The sequence below is a fragment of the Clostridium magnum DSM 2767 genome, assembly GCF_001623875.1.
Lineage (GTDB): Bacteria > Bacillota > Clostridia > Clostridiales > Clostridiaceae > Clostridium_AM > Clostridium_AM magnum.
Genome location: NZ_LWAE01000007.1, coordinates 13,725 through 29,755, shown reverse-complemented (window position 1 = coordinate 29,755; position 16,031 = coordinate 13,725). Strand labels below are relative to the sequence as shown.

Here is a 16,031-nt window from a genome sequence, read left to right as displayed (position 1 = left end):
CTATTTAATCTTCATATATTTTAATTATAAATCAACAATCAGTTGTTAATGCTATAGGGACTATAAAAATTTATTAGTATTTTTGTATCATTCTCCATCTGCATTAACTTTCAGAACCTTTCTTAGTGCCATTACAGAGTTATGCTTAGCCCCCTAGCTTGCACATCAACTTTACTTTTCTAATTGCAAATTTTTAAATTCTTTTCTTAGTTGTATAGGTATAAATATAACATTTAATGCTACTGCTAATAATGTTGCAAGTTTTACTCCTGCAATTCCCATACTCATATATTTAGAAAAAATGACCGATAAAGGAATATTACTTACTGCTCCAATTATAGATAAAACAACCTGAATATTAAGTTTGCCTATGCCATTTGCTATATTGGCATATATCCCACTTAATGCTACTACAACTGAATATAATGCAAATACGATAATTGTCCCTGTATCAAATATAAAACTTTCATTTCCTAGCCAAATCTTTATAATTGGATTTAGAAAAACGCTTATGAATATAATGCAAATAGTAAATGGTATAACTAATATCAGAAGTTTATTTTTCTCTGATTTTATCCATTTTATATCGTTCAATGTTATAGCTTTTGATACTGCTGCCCAAAAACTTATCAACATAATTGACTGTAAATCATTTAATGAATTATACACCTTAGAAATAACGTTATATCTTGCAACTTCTTCGTTTCCTAAAATATTAGAAATAATAACATTATCTGTAGAGAATAGTACTATCATACATAATTGAATTATAAAGAATTTAGTTCCATTATTAATTATATCCTTAAATTTTTTAGTGTTAACTTTTCCTATTCTAGGTATAAGGAATTTATACTTCCTAAAAATTATTGTAGATAGAACTAAATTAGACAAAAAGATTGCTATAAAAGAATTTATAGAAAAAAGAGTCAAATTTTTGGTACTAAATATACTTATTAATATGGTACCAAACAAAGTCAATATACTTGTTAGTACTTGGGTAAACATAACTAAGAAACTTTTATGTATGCTGTACGCAATACTTCTTGATATATTTAGAACAAAATTGATACAAAACCCACAAATACTTATGTAAAAAGGTATTATTATTCTTACATCTACTCCCCTAAAAATATTTATTATATTAAAAATTACTACCGAAATAAAAAACATAGTGACAGCTATAATAGCAATAATATTATATCCAGTTGATACTAGTGAACTTGCTTCTTTTTTTTCTCCCAAAGTAATTAATTCTGTAAGTTTATTTCTCATACCATTTGATATTCCAAAATCAGACAAGTTTATCCAACCAAGAATTGAAATCATTGTTGCCCATAAACCATATGTCTCCGTACCTAAATAATTAATAGTTACTCTTACATTTAAAAAACCAACCAAAAATAGCAATGCTTTATATGCATAATTATACATACTTTCTTTTTTCATTTTACTTATCATGTTTCGATTCCTTCCTGTTACCACTAGCTTCACTTACTATTTTATTTATTATATTATTAAAATTCTTTTTAAAACATCCCAATGTGAATTTATAATTCGCAAACTCATATATTTTTAATCTTTTTTCTAAAATTTTATTTTTATCAATTTTAATTAAATCGTTTAAAAAGTTATTAATATATTCAATACTGAATTCATCTAATATATAAACATACTCATCTCTCATATGGTTAAATCCTATATCATTTTGTACTATTGGTATCACTCCATGTCTCATACACGTCAAAACCGAAGTAGATGTTGCTTCAGAACAAGAAGGTAATATAACATAATCACACTTATTGATAGTGTCAATAAATTCATAACTATTTACCTTTAAAAATCCTAGATTTTGAATATTATTTCTCCTTGGTATTTTTAATATTTTTTCATCTTTCTTATTCAAGCCAGCTATATATAAGTTTATATCACCTCTATCTTTAAAAACATCTAATAATATATCTAATCCTTTATGTATAGCCCCATTGGATCCAAACCATAAATAATTAGGCTTTCCTCTCGTATTTTTAATATTCTTTATGTTAAAGTTTTCATTATACAAGCCAGTCGGTAGCATTCTATATGTTTTATAATGTTTATATTCGTGAAATTTTTCTTCACCTAAAGTGATACAATAATCTATGTTTGTAAAGTGTTTTTCCTTATAAAATTGCCCACTTCTAGTTAAGCTACTTTTAATACCTTTACGTTGTTGAAAATATTTTAATCTTTCTAATTCTTTCTTTAAGGATATTTCAGGTGGATTTTCTGTCAAGTATAATATTTTTTTTGCTTCCATATTAAACTTACCCATTTCATAAAAGTTATCACCGAAACCTAATATATAATCATATTTTTTATTTTTTATAGGCTGGATTGATAACATATCATTAACTTTAAGAATATCAATACAAAAATTATTTTCTATTAAAACTTTTATCATTATTGATGATTCTAAATAATTTGTATGAGCTAAATTCTTACTTATATTCTGGTATAAAGTTTGATTTAAGTAAATAAATAATATTTTTTTTTGATTTTGAGTAACATCTAAATTTATATTTTGAATTACTTTATAATTTTTTACTTTTTTCTTAATATAATTTTTAACTAGCTTCTTAAAATTAACCAAAATTCTTGCCATTTTTAATATACTCCATTCTATATTATCCCTAGTAGTTCTATTTGGATTCCGCTCTTTAGAAGTATTATTTTTAATATCACTTTTTATTATTGTATCTCCCTGCCTATTGTAGATTCACCACGACCAATACATTTAAATACTGCTAGTCTGTCCGTTCCATAATTATAGTATTTGACTCTTTCTTTATCTCTCATCCTTCTTGAAGGATAAAATAATTCTATATAAAAACATCATAAGAACATACCCTTTGACTAAATAAATGTATTTTATTAAACTCTTAGATTGTGCACTAACTACAAAGATCATTATGAAAGAACTAATGTATCCTTATTATGTTGCAGTAGAGTAGAATTTCACCTAATTACATCTATTACTTTAGACGCCACATCCATATGAGGATTTTTTTATCTTAAAATCCACAACCTTATGAACCACCGCATAGATTTGATTTTTAATAAAAGCTTATGCTTACATAATTAAAAAACACACGCATAGATTTTTAAAAAATGCTAATTGTAAACAATCATTAAAATTCAAGGCTTTTGAATATGAACTCTTCTTTACCCTAAGCAGCAAAAATGTTAAATTTAATTATAGGTTTCTTCAGCTTTCCAAATATTTCACCGTATTTTGTTAAAATGACTACATTAATACTACTTATGAAAACTCATCCAGCTTCCTGTGGCAGTTTTCATAATCTTTTCATGCCTTCTATCAACTATGCTTTTCGGAATCAAAGATCTTATAAAAATAAAAACCTTGGCTTTGAAGATCTTCCGATAATATTGATTTCTTTTAATTAACTCGTACTTATATTGAACTTGAGCATTCTCAAGCTTCACTAACCCTGCGTTTGTAGAACTTATACCATCTTTTTGAAAAACTGATACAATACAATCAACATGATAAAATTTAGAAGAATGTTTATATGCATTCACAAAAAAATCATAATCACCAGCAATCTTATAATTGATATCATATCCTCTTTTTCTTAGTAATGAGGTCCTGATAAGAGTAGACTGATGGCAAAACTCCATTCCTTTCTTAAAAGTTAATTCAGTATCATCTTTAGCTTTATAAATATTCATCTTATTATGATAGCAATGAATCACATCACCGTAAATAATATCACGGTCATTTGTACAATATTGTGACAAACTAGTTAGTGCATCATCTTGATAAAAAACGTCTCCTGCATTCATGTAAATACACCACTCTCCTGACGATCTTTGCATTCCTTTATTCATAGCATCATATATGCCTTTATCTGACTCACTACTAAACAATACTTTTATTCCCTTTTGCTGTAATTGTTGCTGATATTCATTGACCACCTGTAAAGTTCCATCTTGTGAATTTCCATCAACGATTACAAATTCAATATTATTATAATCCTGCTTAAGGATAGAATTAATAGTAATCTCAAGTTCTTTTTTAGCTTTATAGCAAACAGTAATAATTGAAATACGCATAATTTTTATATCTCCTCGTCATAAATAACCATTTTAAATTAATTTTTAGGTAGAACTCTAGTAGCAAAATTCACTATCAAGTTCTTAATTCCACAAATATGGCAACATAAAAAGAATTTTCCCTGATTATCTCGAATATCACATAATCTACTGTATTGTTCAAGATCAAATTCCTTTATCTCAAAAACATTTCCCAATTCAATTACAAATTCTTTATATAGCTTCTGATAAATACTTTTTTGCTTAAAATACTGAAAAGAAGATATAATATCTTGCATTAAATTAACGTAAGTATTGGTGACTCTTAAAAAGCTATACTTTATTAACTCTGGATAATTTGATTCGATAAACTCCATATTAGCCCGACTTGCCGGAATAGCACTAAGTTTTGCTTCAGAAAACTTTGTTCTTTCAGTACTACCTGGACGTACAAATTGAATATATTGACAACTCCCAATATGAACAGCACACTGAGATTTTCCAAGAACTTTATATAAAATACTTACATCTTCACGAGCACGGATTTTGGGAAAACGAACATTTTCCCATAACCCTCGTGAATATAACTTATTACACACACTTGTAGTTATATAAGGAGTATTTATATAATTCTTTATCAAAGTAATATTATCATATATACAATATTTCTTAGGAGTAGGCTGCTTTCTCACTGTAAAGTTGTGGTCCCGTGAAAATCCGCATATTGCAAGATCAGCTTTATGAAATTTAATTGACTCTAACATTATCTGATACATTTCAGGCATAATATAATCGTCGCTATCCACAAATCCAATATATTCACCTTTACAGATATCTAAAGCTAAATTTCTAGCAGCACCTTGTCCCTCATTATCTTTATGCATAACTTTTATACGCTTATCACGACTTGCATACTCTTGACAAATAGATAGAGAGTTATCTGTTGATCCATCATCAATTAATATAATTTCTAAATCCTTGTATGATTGTTTCAATATACTTTCAATGCACCGATGCAAATATCGTTGTGTATTATATACGGGTACGATTATTGATATCATGAATATACGCTCCTATTTACATACTTATTATATATTAATTTATTCATATTATTTTTGCTTGCTCCAACAATGATATTATAATGTCATAATTTTATATAATCGGTTAAATTTTTCGAGTAAAAGTACTAGCATTATATAATATAATAATTATTATAACAAAATAATTAGAAACATTTTGCGATACTATTAATGTTAACAACCCTACAAACTGAATTGCCATTGAAACTACGTTGCTCTTACCAACAGTGATTATTCTTACATATAAAATAATACATAACAAGCCATAAATAATACCATATAATGCAAACCAGTTTATAGGTGTAAATGTTGCTATGTATCCGTTAAATATAGTTATCCAACCTTCCTGGCCTACGCCAAAAACAGGATTTTCTAGAAATGTTTCAGTAGCATATTTGAACGCACGAAAACGTTCGAATCCAGATCCAGCCGTCGAACTTGAATTTAGCTCAGATAACTTGTTGATCAAAAATAGCCAGATAGAATTGTTAGTTACGAAAATAAAAATAGCAATGATAACTATTACTCCACATATTCCTTTAATTTTTTTTATTTGAGTTCTATTTAATTGATTATGTTTTTTTAAAAAATATGCTATAAAAAAAATTGAAACAGTAATAAATCCGTTAGTAGAAAATGTACTTAAAAGTGCAGCTAAAAGGATCATTAAATGTTTAGTATTTGGTCGCTCTAAGACAAATAGTTCTAAAAAAACAGCTAAATTTAAATGAAATGCAAATAAACCTGGTTCGTAAAATATACCAAAATTTCTTTTATAGTTACTATATAATGATACTGTTCCTAAAAATGCGTTATGGATAATTGCGTCGCTAGTCCAACTCTGTTTATCAAGTATAGGAAGATGAAAGAATATGCTAGGTATAAATAGTGATATACAAAAGACCACAGTTCCAGAAAACGCCAAAATTGCAATTGTCTTAGTATAAGCTTTGTAAAAGGAAGATGAACCTATTATAGAACTTGTTAAAAAAGCACAAGACCAAGTTACAACATTCCAACCGTCAAATTGTAAATTGAATCCATTTACTAAACAACTAATAATTATACATAGTATACCTACAACAAATACTATTAGACTATATACGTTAATACGAAGCTTAAAATTATGAAAAGTCAATAGCACGCCTATTAAACCAAGAGTTAATGCCATTCGAATAGAAGCACTGTATTCTAAAAACCAAAGTGAATATTGTATGTATACAATAAGAAAAATAACTATAAAGTTTATCCTTTCATTTCGAATTTCATGAGAGCGATATAACTTATCATTTGTTCTTTCCACACATTTCTTCATTTGATCATATTCGGATTGGACCATAAAGAATCACCTACTAACCTTACTATTTATATAAAAATGTTGTACTCTCAAATAATTACAAGATTACTTTTTCTAATTTCACTCTAAAACTGTTATAAATTTATAATACTACAAAAATTAAAAGACGTGTTTTTAATTACCTCCAATGATAGAAATAAAACTTTGTAAACATTATAATAATATTCATATTACCTATATCCATTAGATTAAACATGTTAACTATCAATACTCTGCTCTTCAATATCTCCATAAAAAACTACCATTTCTCAATCATAGCAACTACTTTCATACTTTTATTTATTACTTAATAATTCTTAAATAGTAGTTATAATTTTATTTTTAAAAATATTATCCGTAAGCCTCACAGAACTTCCAACGTTGACATACATTGTTTTATTTATCATTATTATAAGATTACTTGTTAGATCAATTTTTGTCTTTAAACAATTCTATCTTTTTTTCAATTTATTCTTTAATTAAAATTTTCTTTTGACCTAGTTTCAAATTTTTTTTATGGATATTCTTTAAATAATATAAATCATGAACCAAATACTAACAGAAATTCAAGTACTTATTACTAATATTTAATATAACAAAAACCTATTCCATAAGTACATAAATTAAAATACAGACATAAGTTTTCACCAATAAAAAAATCGTTTAAGAATACGGAGCAAAATAAATACTCTAGTTCATCTCATATACTTTTGCAAAACTTTACCCACAAAATTATAACTTTATAAATCTATAATTTTTGTGGAATTTGATTAATAACCTGAGAATTTTACCTCTATTGTTTTAACACTTTATTCATTGCTATTAATACTTCGTTTTGCTATTTCTTTATACGAAAACATTTCCACTCCCTTTTTTAACGCTATTCTTTTCATATTATTATATTCTTCACTATCAACTAAACTTTCAATACTCTGTTTAATCTCATTAGTACTATCTCTATAGAGGAACTTTGTATTTCCACCTAAATCTACATGAGTAGTACCCTCCCAATACTTTACAACCATTGGAATTCCAAGCGCAGCAACCTGTTCCCAAAAAACAGAATGTCTACCTGGAAAAGTAACCAAATCTGCTGCTGCAAAATATTTATAAGAATCTTGTGATTGTATCCATCCAATATATTGAATTTTATTTCCATCACAAAGACTATTTAATTTATCTTTCAAATCTTCTGTAACAGACCCAAAAATAATCAATTTAACTCTTGGATCTTTTATCTGGTTAACTGCTTCCATAAGCAACAAAGTCTGTTTCTTAGCAGGATCAATTTTACCTCCTGTCATAACAAGAAACTCATCCTCTTTAATATTGTACTGGGCACGTATGGATTTCCTCGTTACTTCATTTTGTGCCTCTTCAACCTTATCATCATCGGCCCCCATAACAAGAAGTTCACATTTTTCCGCTGGTAATTTATAAATATCCTTTAAAAAATCCACTCTTGCAGGAAGTACACCATAAAACCTTGTTGTATATGGTTCGATTAATTGTGCACAATGTCTCCATAAAATTTTATGCAATATATTCTTTGATACCCAATTTCTTGCACTATTAGAAAAATCCGCATGATTATCCACGTAAACTTTCGTTACCTTATTTTCTTTCAAATAGTTAACTACTTTATCAATATCAGGGAACTGACAGCCATGTATAAATATAATATCAGGGTGCTCTATCTTCAATGCTTCACTTAAACCGTAGAAGCGTTTATACTTTTTACTGAAATCATCTTTTCCACGCATTTTTAATCTAAGCATTTTCACACCATCATCATTCATATAATCACTTTTCTTAAAAGACTTTAACATACCTTTTGTATCGTATGACCATTGAGAGGCAATGAACGTTACATTATGTCCCAATTTCACATGATATTTAGACAACAAGTTATCCTGGTAAGAAAAATTATCAGTTACAACTCCACATAAACAAATGTGAACAATTTTCATGATGATAACCCCTTCTTCCTTTTTTCTAATAATTCCAGTAAGTCAAAAATTAACAAAGATATCGGCGCAAAAGTATATAATAAGGGATTAAACAATCTTAGTCTAAGTCGATCCAGAGCAACAGCCACCCAATGGGTATTTTGCTTTCTGATCAACCTACCACAGCTTAAAATTAACTTTACAATGCTAACTAAAGCTGACTGTTTCCTTACTATAGAGCTATCGTAGGTTACATAAGCTGCAAAATTATCAACAAAAGGAATTTGAGTATACAAAGACATTTCTTCCAATGTAGGATTAAAAATAAACCTTCGATATTGACGCATAAAGCACTTATAGTAATCTTTCTTAACAAATATTGTTCGAGAATAAGCACTACATATTTTTCTCATTGCATCTTCTATATTTTTCTGTATTGGCAATATAACCTCTTTATATGCAGTTTCTTCACTTTCTATAAAATCATACGTTGGAGCAACAGCCTTGCCTTCCGTAACATAGTCATTAACGGAACCATGTGATGCTAGTGATATCAGCTCAAGAACTGCAGAATTATATGCAAAATAGTCTTTTTTTCTTTTACTATTATTTTTATCGTATAAAATTCCAATTTTTTGATTCATAGAATTCATTGTTTTAGGATTTGCATACGAAAACATATAATAACCATACATTGCTACTTCATTGGAAAAAATCTTCTTTATATTCTCCTGTGTTGTTCCACTATATCCAACATCAACAATGGAAAGTCCCTCTGAACGGTAATCTACATTAAAGCTATCAAGATAGCTGATGAATAATTCTCGTTGTTGTTCTGCACGTGCCGTACATTCCCTCTGAAAAACTTCTGATTTTAATACTTCATCATATATACTGCTATTTTTAAAGTCGTTAATCATTTTTTTTGCTATAAGAGTATCTTCAAATTCAGTAACTATAGCATTATTTTTTTCTAACCCTAAGTTTTTTAAGAAAGCTTCTAATGTAATATCGGGATAATTCTTATATATTTCCTGAAAGCTATCTTTTTCAACATCAAAAATTGATGGAATTAATGTTGCATGTCTCGATACTTTAAGATAGTATGTGTTAATTCTCTCCTGTTGGTTAGGAATAGTAATTTCTTGATATATATCAAATAATCGCTTAAACAACTCTCCTTCCCTTGATAAAAAGAATACATTTCTTCTGTTATCTCTACGCAACTGTTTGTATAAGTTATCGACAAAAGGAAACATGCAAAAAGCAACATGAGAAAAAGGTATTTCTCTTTCTTTCACCCAGCCTTCGTTCAAAAGTAAATCTAAAAACATTCTATTTTTCTGGAATTCATTCTCAAATGCCTTATATCTACCGTAATACTTAGAACTGTCAATACAATAAGCATTTAACCCATTCAGTCTTGCATTTTGATAGTCGCTTGTCTTTGAGTCACCAACCATTACTACTTTATCCGGTTCGATTTTTAATTTTTCTATAACACATTGATACAGGTTACCAGTAATCTTTGTTTTACAGAAATCACTAGATGAAAATACTTGCTGTTCTTTAACATCTAATCCTTTTGCTTTCAACAATTCAAACAAAGTACTACCATGCAGATAGAAATCAGAAATGAATATAATATCCTTATTCATGTTAAGCAATTCAATATATAACTCCAAGAATTTCTCATCAATATGTCCAACCTTTTTTTCTATCTTCAATTCAAAATCAATGCATCTAGTATTAAATTCATTATATGATTCCTGTATACCTAGGAACGTATATATTCTCTTTGTCATTTGATCATATCTACATTCCTTATCAAGCCCTTTTCTTACATTATGCAATTTGGCAAAGCGCCTTGAATTTAGTTTTAGTAATACCAAGCGGTTAATACTCATATTTAAATCATAATAATCTATTAAATACTTTGCCCACATTCTATGAACGTGATTTGGAGATACACTCCTATGAATTACCGTATCAAATATATCAAATGCCACTACTTTAGCATTCGTCTTCTCTATAGCGTCAAATATTCTATTTTTATTCAAATTAATCACCTCATGCTTTGATACTTATTGCATCATTATTTGTAAGATTAACTTTTTCGAACTCAAACTTTTCAGTTGAATTAAAGTTATACAAGGTATATTTAGTTTTAAATAAGACATACATTAGTGTTAAAATCCAATATATAATTCTTATCTTTTTTATATAACTCTATGACTATTAAATATTCTTGATAACTCTAGCAGGGTTGCCAGCAATTATAACACCACTACCAAATTTTCCACTAACAACACTTCCAGCTCCGACCACAGATCCATCACCAATCCTAGTGCCTTTAAGTATCAACGCATTGCATCCTATGAAACAACTTTTTCCTATAATAACTTCCTTACTCCTAATCATATCCTTATCATCCCTATTCCTAGCCTCAAGCTCTATAGGATGAAAATCATTATCCAATATCTTAACATTACCACCAATCAAAGTGTTATCTCCAATAGAAATTCCTTTTCTAGCATATATAGTAGCTCCAGAAATACCTACATTGTTTCCTATTTCAATCTTTGCTTCCTTAGTTCTGGTAACAATAATAGTCCTTTGACTTAACCCTACTAAATTAGAAAGAAAACTACTTTTTATGCTGCAGTTATCTCCTATTTTTAATACTGATCCACTTTTTTTAAATATTACTGGCACTCCAAATAAGTTTAAGTTTTTACCAAAAGTAACTCCATTCAATTTCATAAATATTTTAAAGTAATTACTTTTAAACATTATCGATCTCCTAAATACTTATTCTTTCCTTAGCATCAACTTCTACTACTACATCATCTTCACAAAGAATTTCCCTACTATACTTCCTAATAGCAACATCCTTCTTTATATACTTATCAACATACCTTTTGCCTTTAATTCCAAGTCTCCTATATTCATCATTATTATCAATAACCTTTTTCAATTCTTCATAAATCTCATCATACTTAACAGGCTCAATACAAACTCCACATCCACACTCTTCTATAATCAACCTAGCCTCTGACCCCTCTTCTAAAACACCAAACACAGTCTTTCCAGCAGCCATAACTCCATAAAGCTTACTAGGAACAGACACCCCCTTAATTCCCTTAGCATTAACTACCCAGTGAACATCACCAGCATTTAAAGAATAAATTAAATCTGCCTTATCTTGATAAGGTATAAACTTAATGTTTCTTAGCTTATGTTCATTAACATAAGTCTCTATATCCTGCTTTTTAGTTCCATCTCCTACAAAAGCAAAAACCACATCATCTCTATCTTTAAATCTTTCAATGACCTTAATTAAATTTTCTAGGTCATAATAAAGCCCTATATTCCCTGAGTACATAACTACTATTTTGTTTTCAAACCCGTATTTTTTTTTAAAAGCCATTACTCTTTCATTATCATCTGGTAAAGGATATATTTCTTTTTCATCAATCCAGTTATTTATAAAAACATTATTGGGCACATTTTTATTTTTAAACCTATTTCTTAACGTTTCTTGCATATCTCTCCCAACAACTATTACCTTATCTGCTCTCTTGCAAGAAAATTTATCTATCGACATTGCCATGTTGAGTATAAGCTTATTTTTACTATACCCTACTGCTACAGTTTGCTCTGGATTAAAGTCTTGGATATTATAAATTAACTTTCCGCCTTTAACCCATTTTCCAATTACTCCTAAAACTCCGCCAAGTATTGGTGGCTGAGAAATTGTAAATATATAATCCTGCTTTTCAAGCTTTAATGTTGAGCATACTGCTCTAAAAAAATATACTAATAGATTTTCAATTCTACTTTTCTTATTGCCTTTGGTAAATTCAGGTACTCTTACCCTTATAACTTTTACTCCATTAATATTCTCATAGTAGTATTTATCTGTTTTATATTTCTCATCTACTTTTCCACTATAACTAGGCACTACACAAATTACTGTAATATCGAATTTATCCTTCATGCCTTCACATAATTCCTTTAATATCTGACCCGTTGAAGCAACATCAGGATAGTAATAGTGAGCATATACTAGTAGCTTTTTCTTTAAATCTGCCATAGGTAATCCCTTCTACTTATTAATATAATTCTCCTTAAACCATTCATAAGCCTTCTCAACCCCATCTCTAAGTTCAGTCTTATAAGCCCACCCTGCTGCTTCAAGTCTACTTACATCAAGAAGCTTTCTAGGAGTTCCATCTGGTTTACTAGCATCAAATACTAACTCACCTTCATACCCCACAACTTCCTTAACCATTTCAGCAAGTCCTCTTATACTAATCTCTTTACCAGTCCCAATATTAAAGAAATTATTACCTTCATATGTTTCCATCAAATAAACACAAGCATCTGCCATATCCTCAGAATATAAAAACTCCCTAAGTGGAGTTCCACTTCCCCATACTACAACTTCTGGAGCATTCTTCTCTTTAGCTTCATGAAATCTCCTAATTAGCGCTGGCATTACATGTGAGTTTTCCGGGTGAAAGTTATCATAAGGTCCATATAAATTTGTAGGCATTACGCTTATATAGTTTGTCCTATATTGTTTATTGAAGAATTGACACATCCTAAGTCCAGATATCTTAGCTAATGCATAAGCTTCATTAGTTTCCTCTAAATATCCTGAAAGTAAATACTCTTCCTTTATTGGTTGCGGACACATTTTAGGATAAATACATGAACTTCCAAGGAACATTAGCTTCTTCACTTCATATTTATGTGCCATTCCTATAACATTATTTTGTATTTGTAGGTTTTCATATATAAAATCTGCAGGATAAGTGCTATTTGCAAGAATTCCTCCAACCTTAGCTGCTGCCAAGAATACATACTCAGGTTTTTCTGTTTTAAAGAATTCTTCAACTTCAAATGAATTCTTTAAATCAAGCTCACTGTGAGTCTTTCCGATTATATTTGTATAACCCTTTTCTTTTAACTTTCTAACTATAGCAGAACCAACCAATCCTTTATGTCCTGCCACATATATTTTACTGTCCTTTTTCACATTTTTCACTCCCCGCTATTCTGTTACTGCAGCTTCCTTCTGTGCTAAAAATTCTTCAGTACCTACCCCAGCAATTTCTCTCATATCCGCATCTACCATCATTTTTACTAGCCCAGAAAAATCAACTTTTCTTTCCCATCCAAGTTCTTTTTCTGCCTTAGAAGAATCGCCCCATAAAAGTTCAACCTCTGCTGGTCTAAAGTATCTTGGATTAACGTCTACAAGAAGTTTTCCAGTAGCTTTATCATATCCTTTTTCTTCAACACCAGTACCTTTCCACTGAATTTCTACACCAACTTCTTTAAAGGTCAGCTCAACAAACTCTCTTACAGTATGAGTTTCATTTGTTGCAAGTACATAATCCTTTGCCTCATCTTGTTGCAGTATTCTCCACATTCCTTCAACATAATCTCCAGCAAATCCCCAGTCTCGCTTTGCATCCATATTTCCGAGACTTAACTTTTCTTGTTTTCCTGCCATAATTGATGCTACTGCTCTGGTAATCTTTCTAGTCACAAAGGTTTCTCCTCTTCTTGGAGATTCATGATTGAACAATATTCCATTACACGCAAATACTCCATAGGATTCTCTATAGTTTACTGTTATCCAATAGGAATAAAGCTTTGCTACCCCATATGGGCTCTTTGGATAAAATGGTGTTTTTTCACTTTGTGGTGCTGTATCTGGCAGTCCTCCAAAAAGTTCTGAAGTTGAGGCTTGATAAAATTTACACTTGAGTCCACTTTCTCTTATGGCATCTAAAAGTCTTAAGGTTCCTACACCAGTAGCTTCTGCTGTATATTCTGGCACCTCAAAGGATACAGCTACATGTGATTGAGCTGCTAAATTATATATTTCATCTGGCTGAATCTTTTCTATTAATCTATTTAAATTACTTGAATCTGTTAAATCACCGTAATGTAAAAATAACTTCTTATTTCCAATCTCAGGATCCTCAAACAAAGGATCTAATCTACTTGTACTTATTGTACTATGCCTTCTTATGATTCCATGTACCTCGTAACCCTTTTCTAGTAATAATTCTGTTAAATACGAACCATCTTGCCCTGTTATTCCTGTAATCAATGCTTTTTTCACGAATTTTCCACCTTCCATTAACCAACCTTATTTCTTATTTACTTTTCATTTTTTAACCTATTTTTCTTTATCTGTAGCTACCTCTTCAATTATTTGAGTGTAGTCTTGTGAAACGCCCACCGTTTTTCTTCCAACTGAGTGGTATTCTATTTTTTTCTTTTCCACTTCTGAAACATCGTAGCAGTTCCTACCATCAAAAATTATTGGAACTTTCATTAAATCTTCATAAACATCCAAATCTATACTTCTTATTTCTTCCCATTCAGTAAATATAAAAGCTGCATCTGCATCCTGTAATGTTTCTTCTGGGTCATTTACATATTCTATTTCTGATGGATAAATCCTTTTAAAGTTCTCTATTCCAACCGGATCATAAGCAAAGATTTTTGCCCCTTCTTCTAATAACCTTCTTACATTAGGTATAGACGCCGCTTCTCTCAAGTCATCTGTTCCTGGTTTAAACGTTAACCCTAAGACTGCCACTTTCATTCCTTTTAAACTTCCAAATCTTTGTTTAGCTTTTCTAAACAGCTTATACTTTTGATTTTCATTTACCTCAATCGTTGCTTTTATGGTCTTTAACTCATATCCATTATCATTAGCTAACCAATGAAGTGCTTTCGTATCCTTTGGAAAACAGGAACCTCCATATCCTATTCCTGCTTTTAGGAACTTGTCTCCTATTCTAGGATCATAAGACATTCCCTTTGCCACATCTTCAACATCCGCACCAACCATTTCACAGAAGTTAGCTATTTCATTCATAAAGGATATTTTTAATGCTAAAAAGTCATTTGATGCATATTTTATCATCTCGGCACTTCTTCTATTAGTTACAACTATTGGTTGATTAAATCTTTCATAGACTTCTCTCAAAATATCTCTAGCTCTATTTGATTCAACACCTATTACTATTCTATTAGCATGTAAAGTATCTTTAACAGCTGTTCCCTGTGCCAAAAATTCTGGATTTGAAGCCACTTCTATTTGAACATCATTTTTTAAATGCTCCTTTAAAAATTCTTCTACTTTATCATTAGTTCCTATTGGAACCGTTGATTTAACAACAACTAAACAATCTTTTTCTATATTTTCAGCTATTTGTTCGGAAGCCTTATATACATAATCTAAGTTAGCGGACCCATCTTCTCTTTCTGGGGTACCTACACCAATGAAGATTACATCTGCATCCTTGTATGCTGCTTTGTAATCAATTGTGAAATTTAATCTGCTTTCTTTATAATTTCTTTCAAGTAATTCATCTAACCCCTGTTCATATATTGGTGAGATTCCACTTTTCATCATATCGACCTTTTTTTCATCAACATCCACACATGTCACGTTATGACCAACCTCAGCCAGACACGCTCCCGTTACTAATCCCACATATCCAGTACCTGCTACAACTATTTTCATTTCAATCTTCTCCCCTA

The 16,031-nt window shown here is 29.8% G+C and carries 12 protein-coding genes; all 12 read right to left on the bottom strand.

Annotated elements, in window-relative coordinates; genetic code table 11:
• Window positions 1-171: 171 nt before the first annotated feature.
• A complete protein-coding gene (locus tag CLMAG_RS22515) occupies window positions 172-1,458 on the bottom strand; it encodes an oligosaccharide flippase family protein (RefSeq protein ID WP_066627881.1) in 1,287 nt (428 codons plus the stop codon).
• Window positions 1,448-2,641, bottom strand: a complete 1,194-nt coding sequence (locus CLMAG_RS22510) for a glycosyltransferase (protein WP_066627879.1) — start codon at window positions 2,639-2,641, stop codon at window positions 1,448-1,450. Before CLMAG_RS22510 ends, CLMAG_RS22515 begins: the two co-directional genes overlap by 11 nt.
• 653 nt (window positions 2,642-3,294) lie before the next feature.
• Window positions 3,295-4,113, bottom strand: a complete 819-nt coding sequence (locus CLMAG_RS22505) for a glycosyltransferase family 2 protein (protein WP_066627877.1) — start codon at window positions 4,111-4,113, stop codon at window positions 3,295-3,297.
• A gap of 38 nt (window positions 4,114-4,151) precedes the next feature.
• Window positions 4,152-5,153, bottom strand: coding sequence for a glycosyltransferase family 2 protein (locus CLMAG_RS22500; protein ID WP_066627875.1), 1,002 nt, complete (start codon window positions 5,151-5,153; stop codon window positions 4,152-4,154).
• Between the two features lie 103 nt (window positions 5,154-5,256).
• Window positions 5,257-6,510 carry an O-antigen ligase family protein gene (locus CLMAG_RS22495; RefSeq protein WP_066627872.1) on the bottom strand — a complete coding sequence of 418 codons (1,254 nt, stop codon included), beginning with the start codon at window positions 6,508-6,510 and terminating at the stop codon, window positions 5,257-5,259.
• 806 nt (window positions 6,511-7,316) lie between these two features.
• Entirely contained in the window at window positions 7,317-8,477 is a 1,161-nt protein-coding gene (locus CLMAG_RS22490) for a glycosyltransferase family 4 protein (protein ID WP_066627870.1), read from the bottom strand.
• A complete protein-coding gene (locus CLMAG_RS22485; RefSeq protein ID WP_066627867.1) occupies window positions 8,474-10,516 on the bottom strand; it encodes a hypothetical protein in 2,043 nt (680 codons plus the stop codon). Before CLMAG_RS22485 ends, CLMAG_RS22490 begins: the two co-directional genes overlap by 4 nt.
• Window positions 10,517-10,694: 178 nt before the next feature.
• Window positions 10,695-11,249: an acyltransferase gene (locus CLMAG_RS22480; protein WP_066627865.1), complete on the bottom strand. Its 555-nt coding sequence runs from the start codon at window positions 11,247-11,249 to the stop codon at window positions 10,695-10,697.
• Window positions 11,250-11,259: 10 nt separating this feature from the next.
• Window positions 11,260-12,552, bottom strand: a complete 1,293-nt coding sequence (locus CLMAG_RS22475) for a glycosyltransferase family 4 protein (RefSeq protein ID WP_066627863.1) — start codon at window positions 12,550-12,552, stop codon at window positions 11,260-11,262.
• Window positions 12,553-12,564: 12 nt separating this feature from the next.
• Window positions 12,565-13,500: a GDP-L-fucose synthase family protein gene (locus tag CLMAG_RS22470; RefSeq protein ID WP_066627859.1), complete on the bottom strand. Its 936-nt coding sequence runs from the start codon at window positions 13,498-13,500 to the stop codon at window positions 12,565-12,567.
• Between the two features lie 15 nt (window positions 13,501-13,515).
• Window positions 13,516-14,598: a GDP-mannose 4,6-dehydratase gene (gene gmd / locus CLMAG_RS22465; protein ID WP_066627856.1), complete on the bottom strand. Its 1,083-nt coding sequence runs from the start codon at window positions 14,596-14,598 to the stop codon at window positions 13,516-13,518.
• A gap of 57 nt (window positions 14,599-14,655) precedes the next feature.
• On the bottom strand, window positions 14,656-16,014 hold the full coding sequence (locus CLMAG_RS22460; RefSeq protein ID WP_066627853.1) for a UDP-glucose dehydrogenase family protein: 1,359 nt from the start codon (window positions 16,012-16,014) through the stop codon (window positions 14,656-14,658).
• Window positions 16,015-16,031 lie beyond the last annotated feature (17 nt).

Excerpts from the sequence above, each read along its gene's own strand:
- CLMAG_RS22515 (WP_066627881.1), bottom strand. The coding sequence starts at position 1,458 with ATGATAAGTAAAATGAAAAAAGAAAGTATGTATAATTATGCATATAAA.
- CLMAG_RS22510 (WP_066627879.1), bottom strand. The coding sequence starts at position 2,641 with ATGGCAAGAATTTTGGTTAATTTTAAGAAGCTAGTTAAAAATTATATT.
- CLMAG_RS22505 (WP_066627877.1), bottom strand. The coding sequence starts at position 4,113 with ATGCGTATTTCAATTATTACTGTTTGCTATAAAGCTAAAAAAGAACTT.
- CLMAG_RS22500 (WP_066627875.1), bottom strand. The coding sequence starts at position 5,153 with ATGATATCAATAATCGTACCCGTATATAATACACAACGATATTTGCAT.
- CLMAG_RS22495 (WP_066627872.1), bottom strand. The coding sequence starts at position 6,510 with ATGGTCCAATCCGAATATGATCAAATGAAGAAATGTGTGGAAAGAACA.
- CLMAG_RS22490 (WP_066627870.1), bottom strand. The coding sequence starts at position 8,477 with ATGAAAATTGTTCACATTTGTTTATGTGGAGTTGTAACTGATAATTTT.
- CLMAG_RS22480 (WP_066627865.1), bottom strand. The coding sequence starts at position 11,249 with ATGTTTAAAAGTAATTACTTTAAAATATTTATGAAATTGAATGGAGTT.
- CLMAG_RS22475 (WP_066627863.1), bottom strand. The coding sequence starts at position 12,552 with ATGGCAGATTTAAAGAAAAAGCTACTAGTATATGCTCACTATTACTAT.
- CLMAG_RS22460 (WP_066627853.1), bottom strand. The coding sequence starts at position 16,014 with ATGAAAATAGTTGTAGCAGGTACTGGATATGTGGGATTAGTAACGGGA.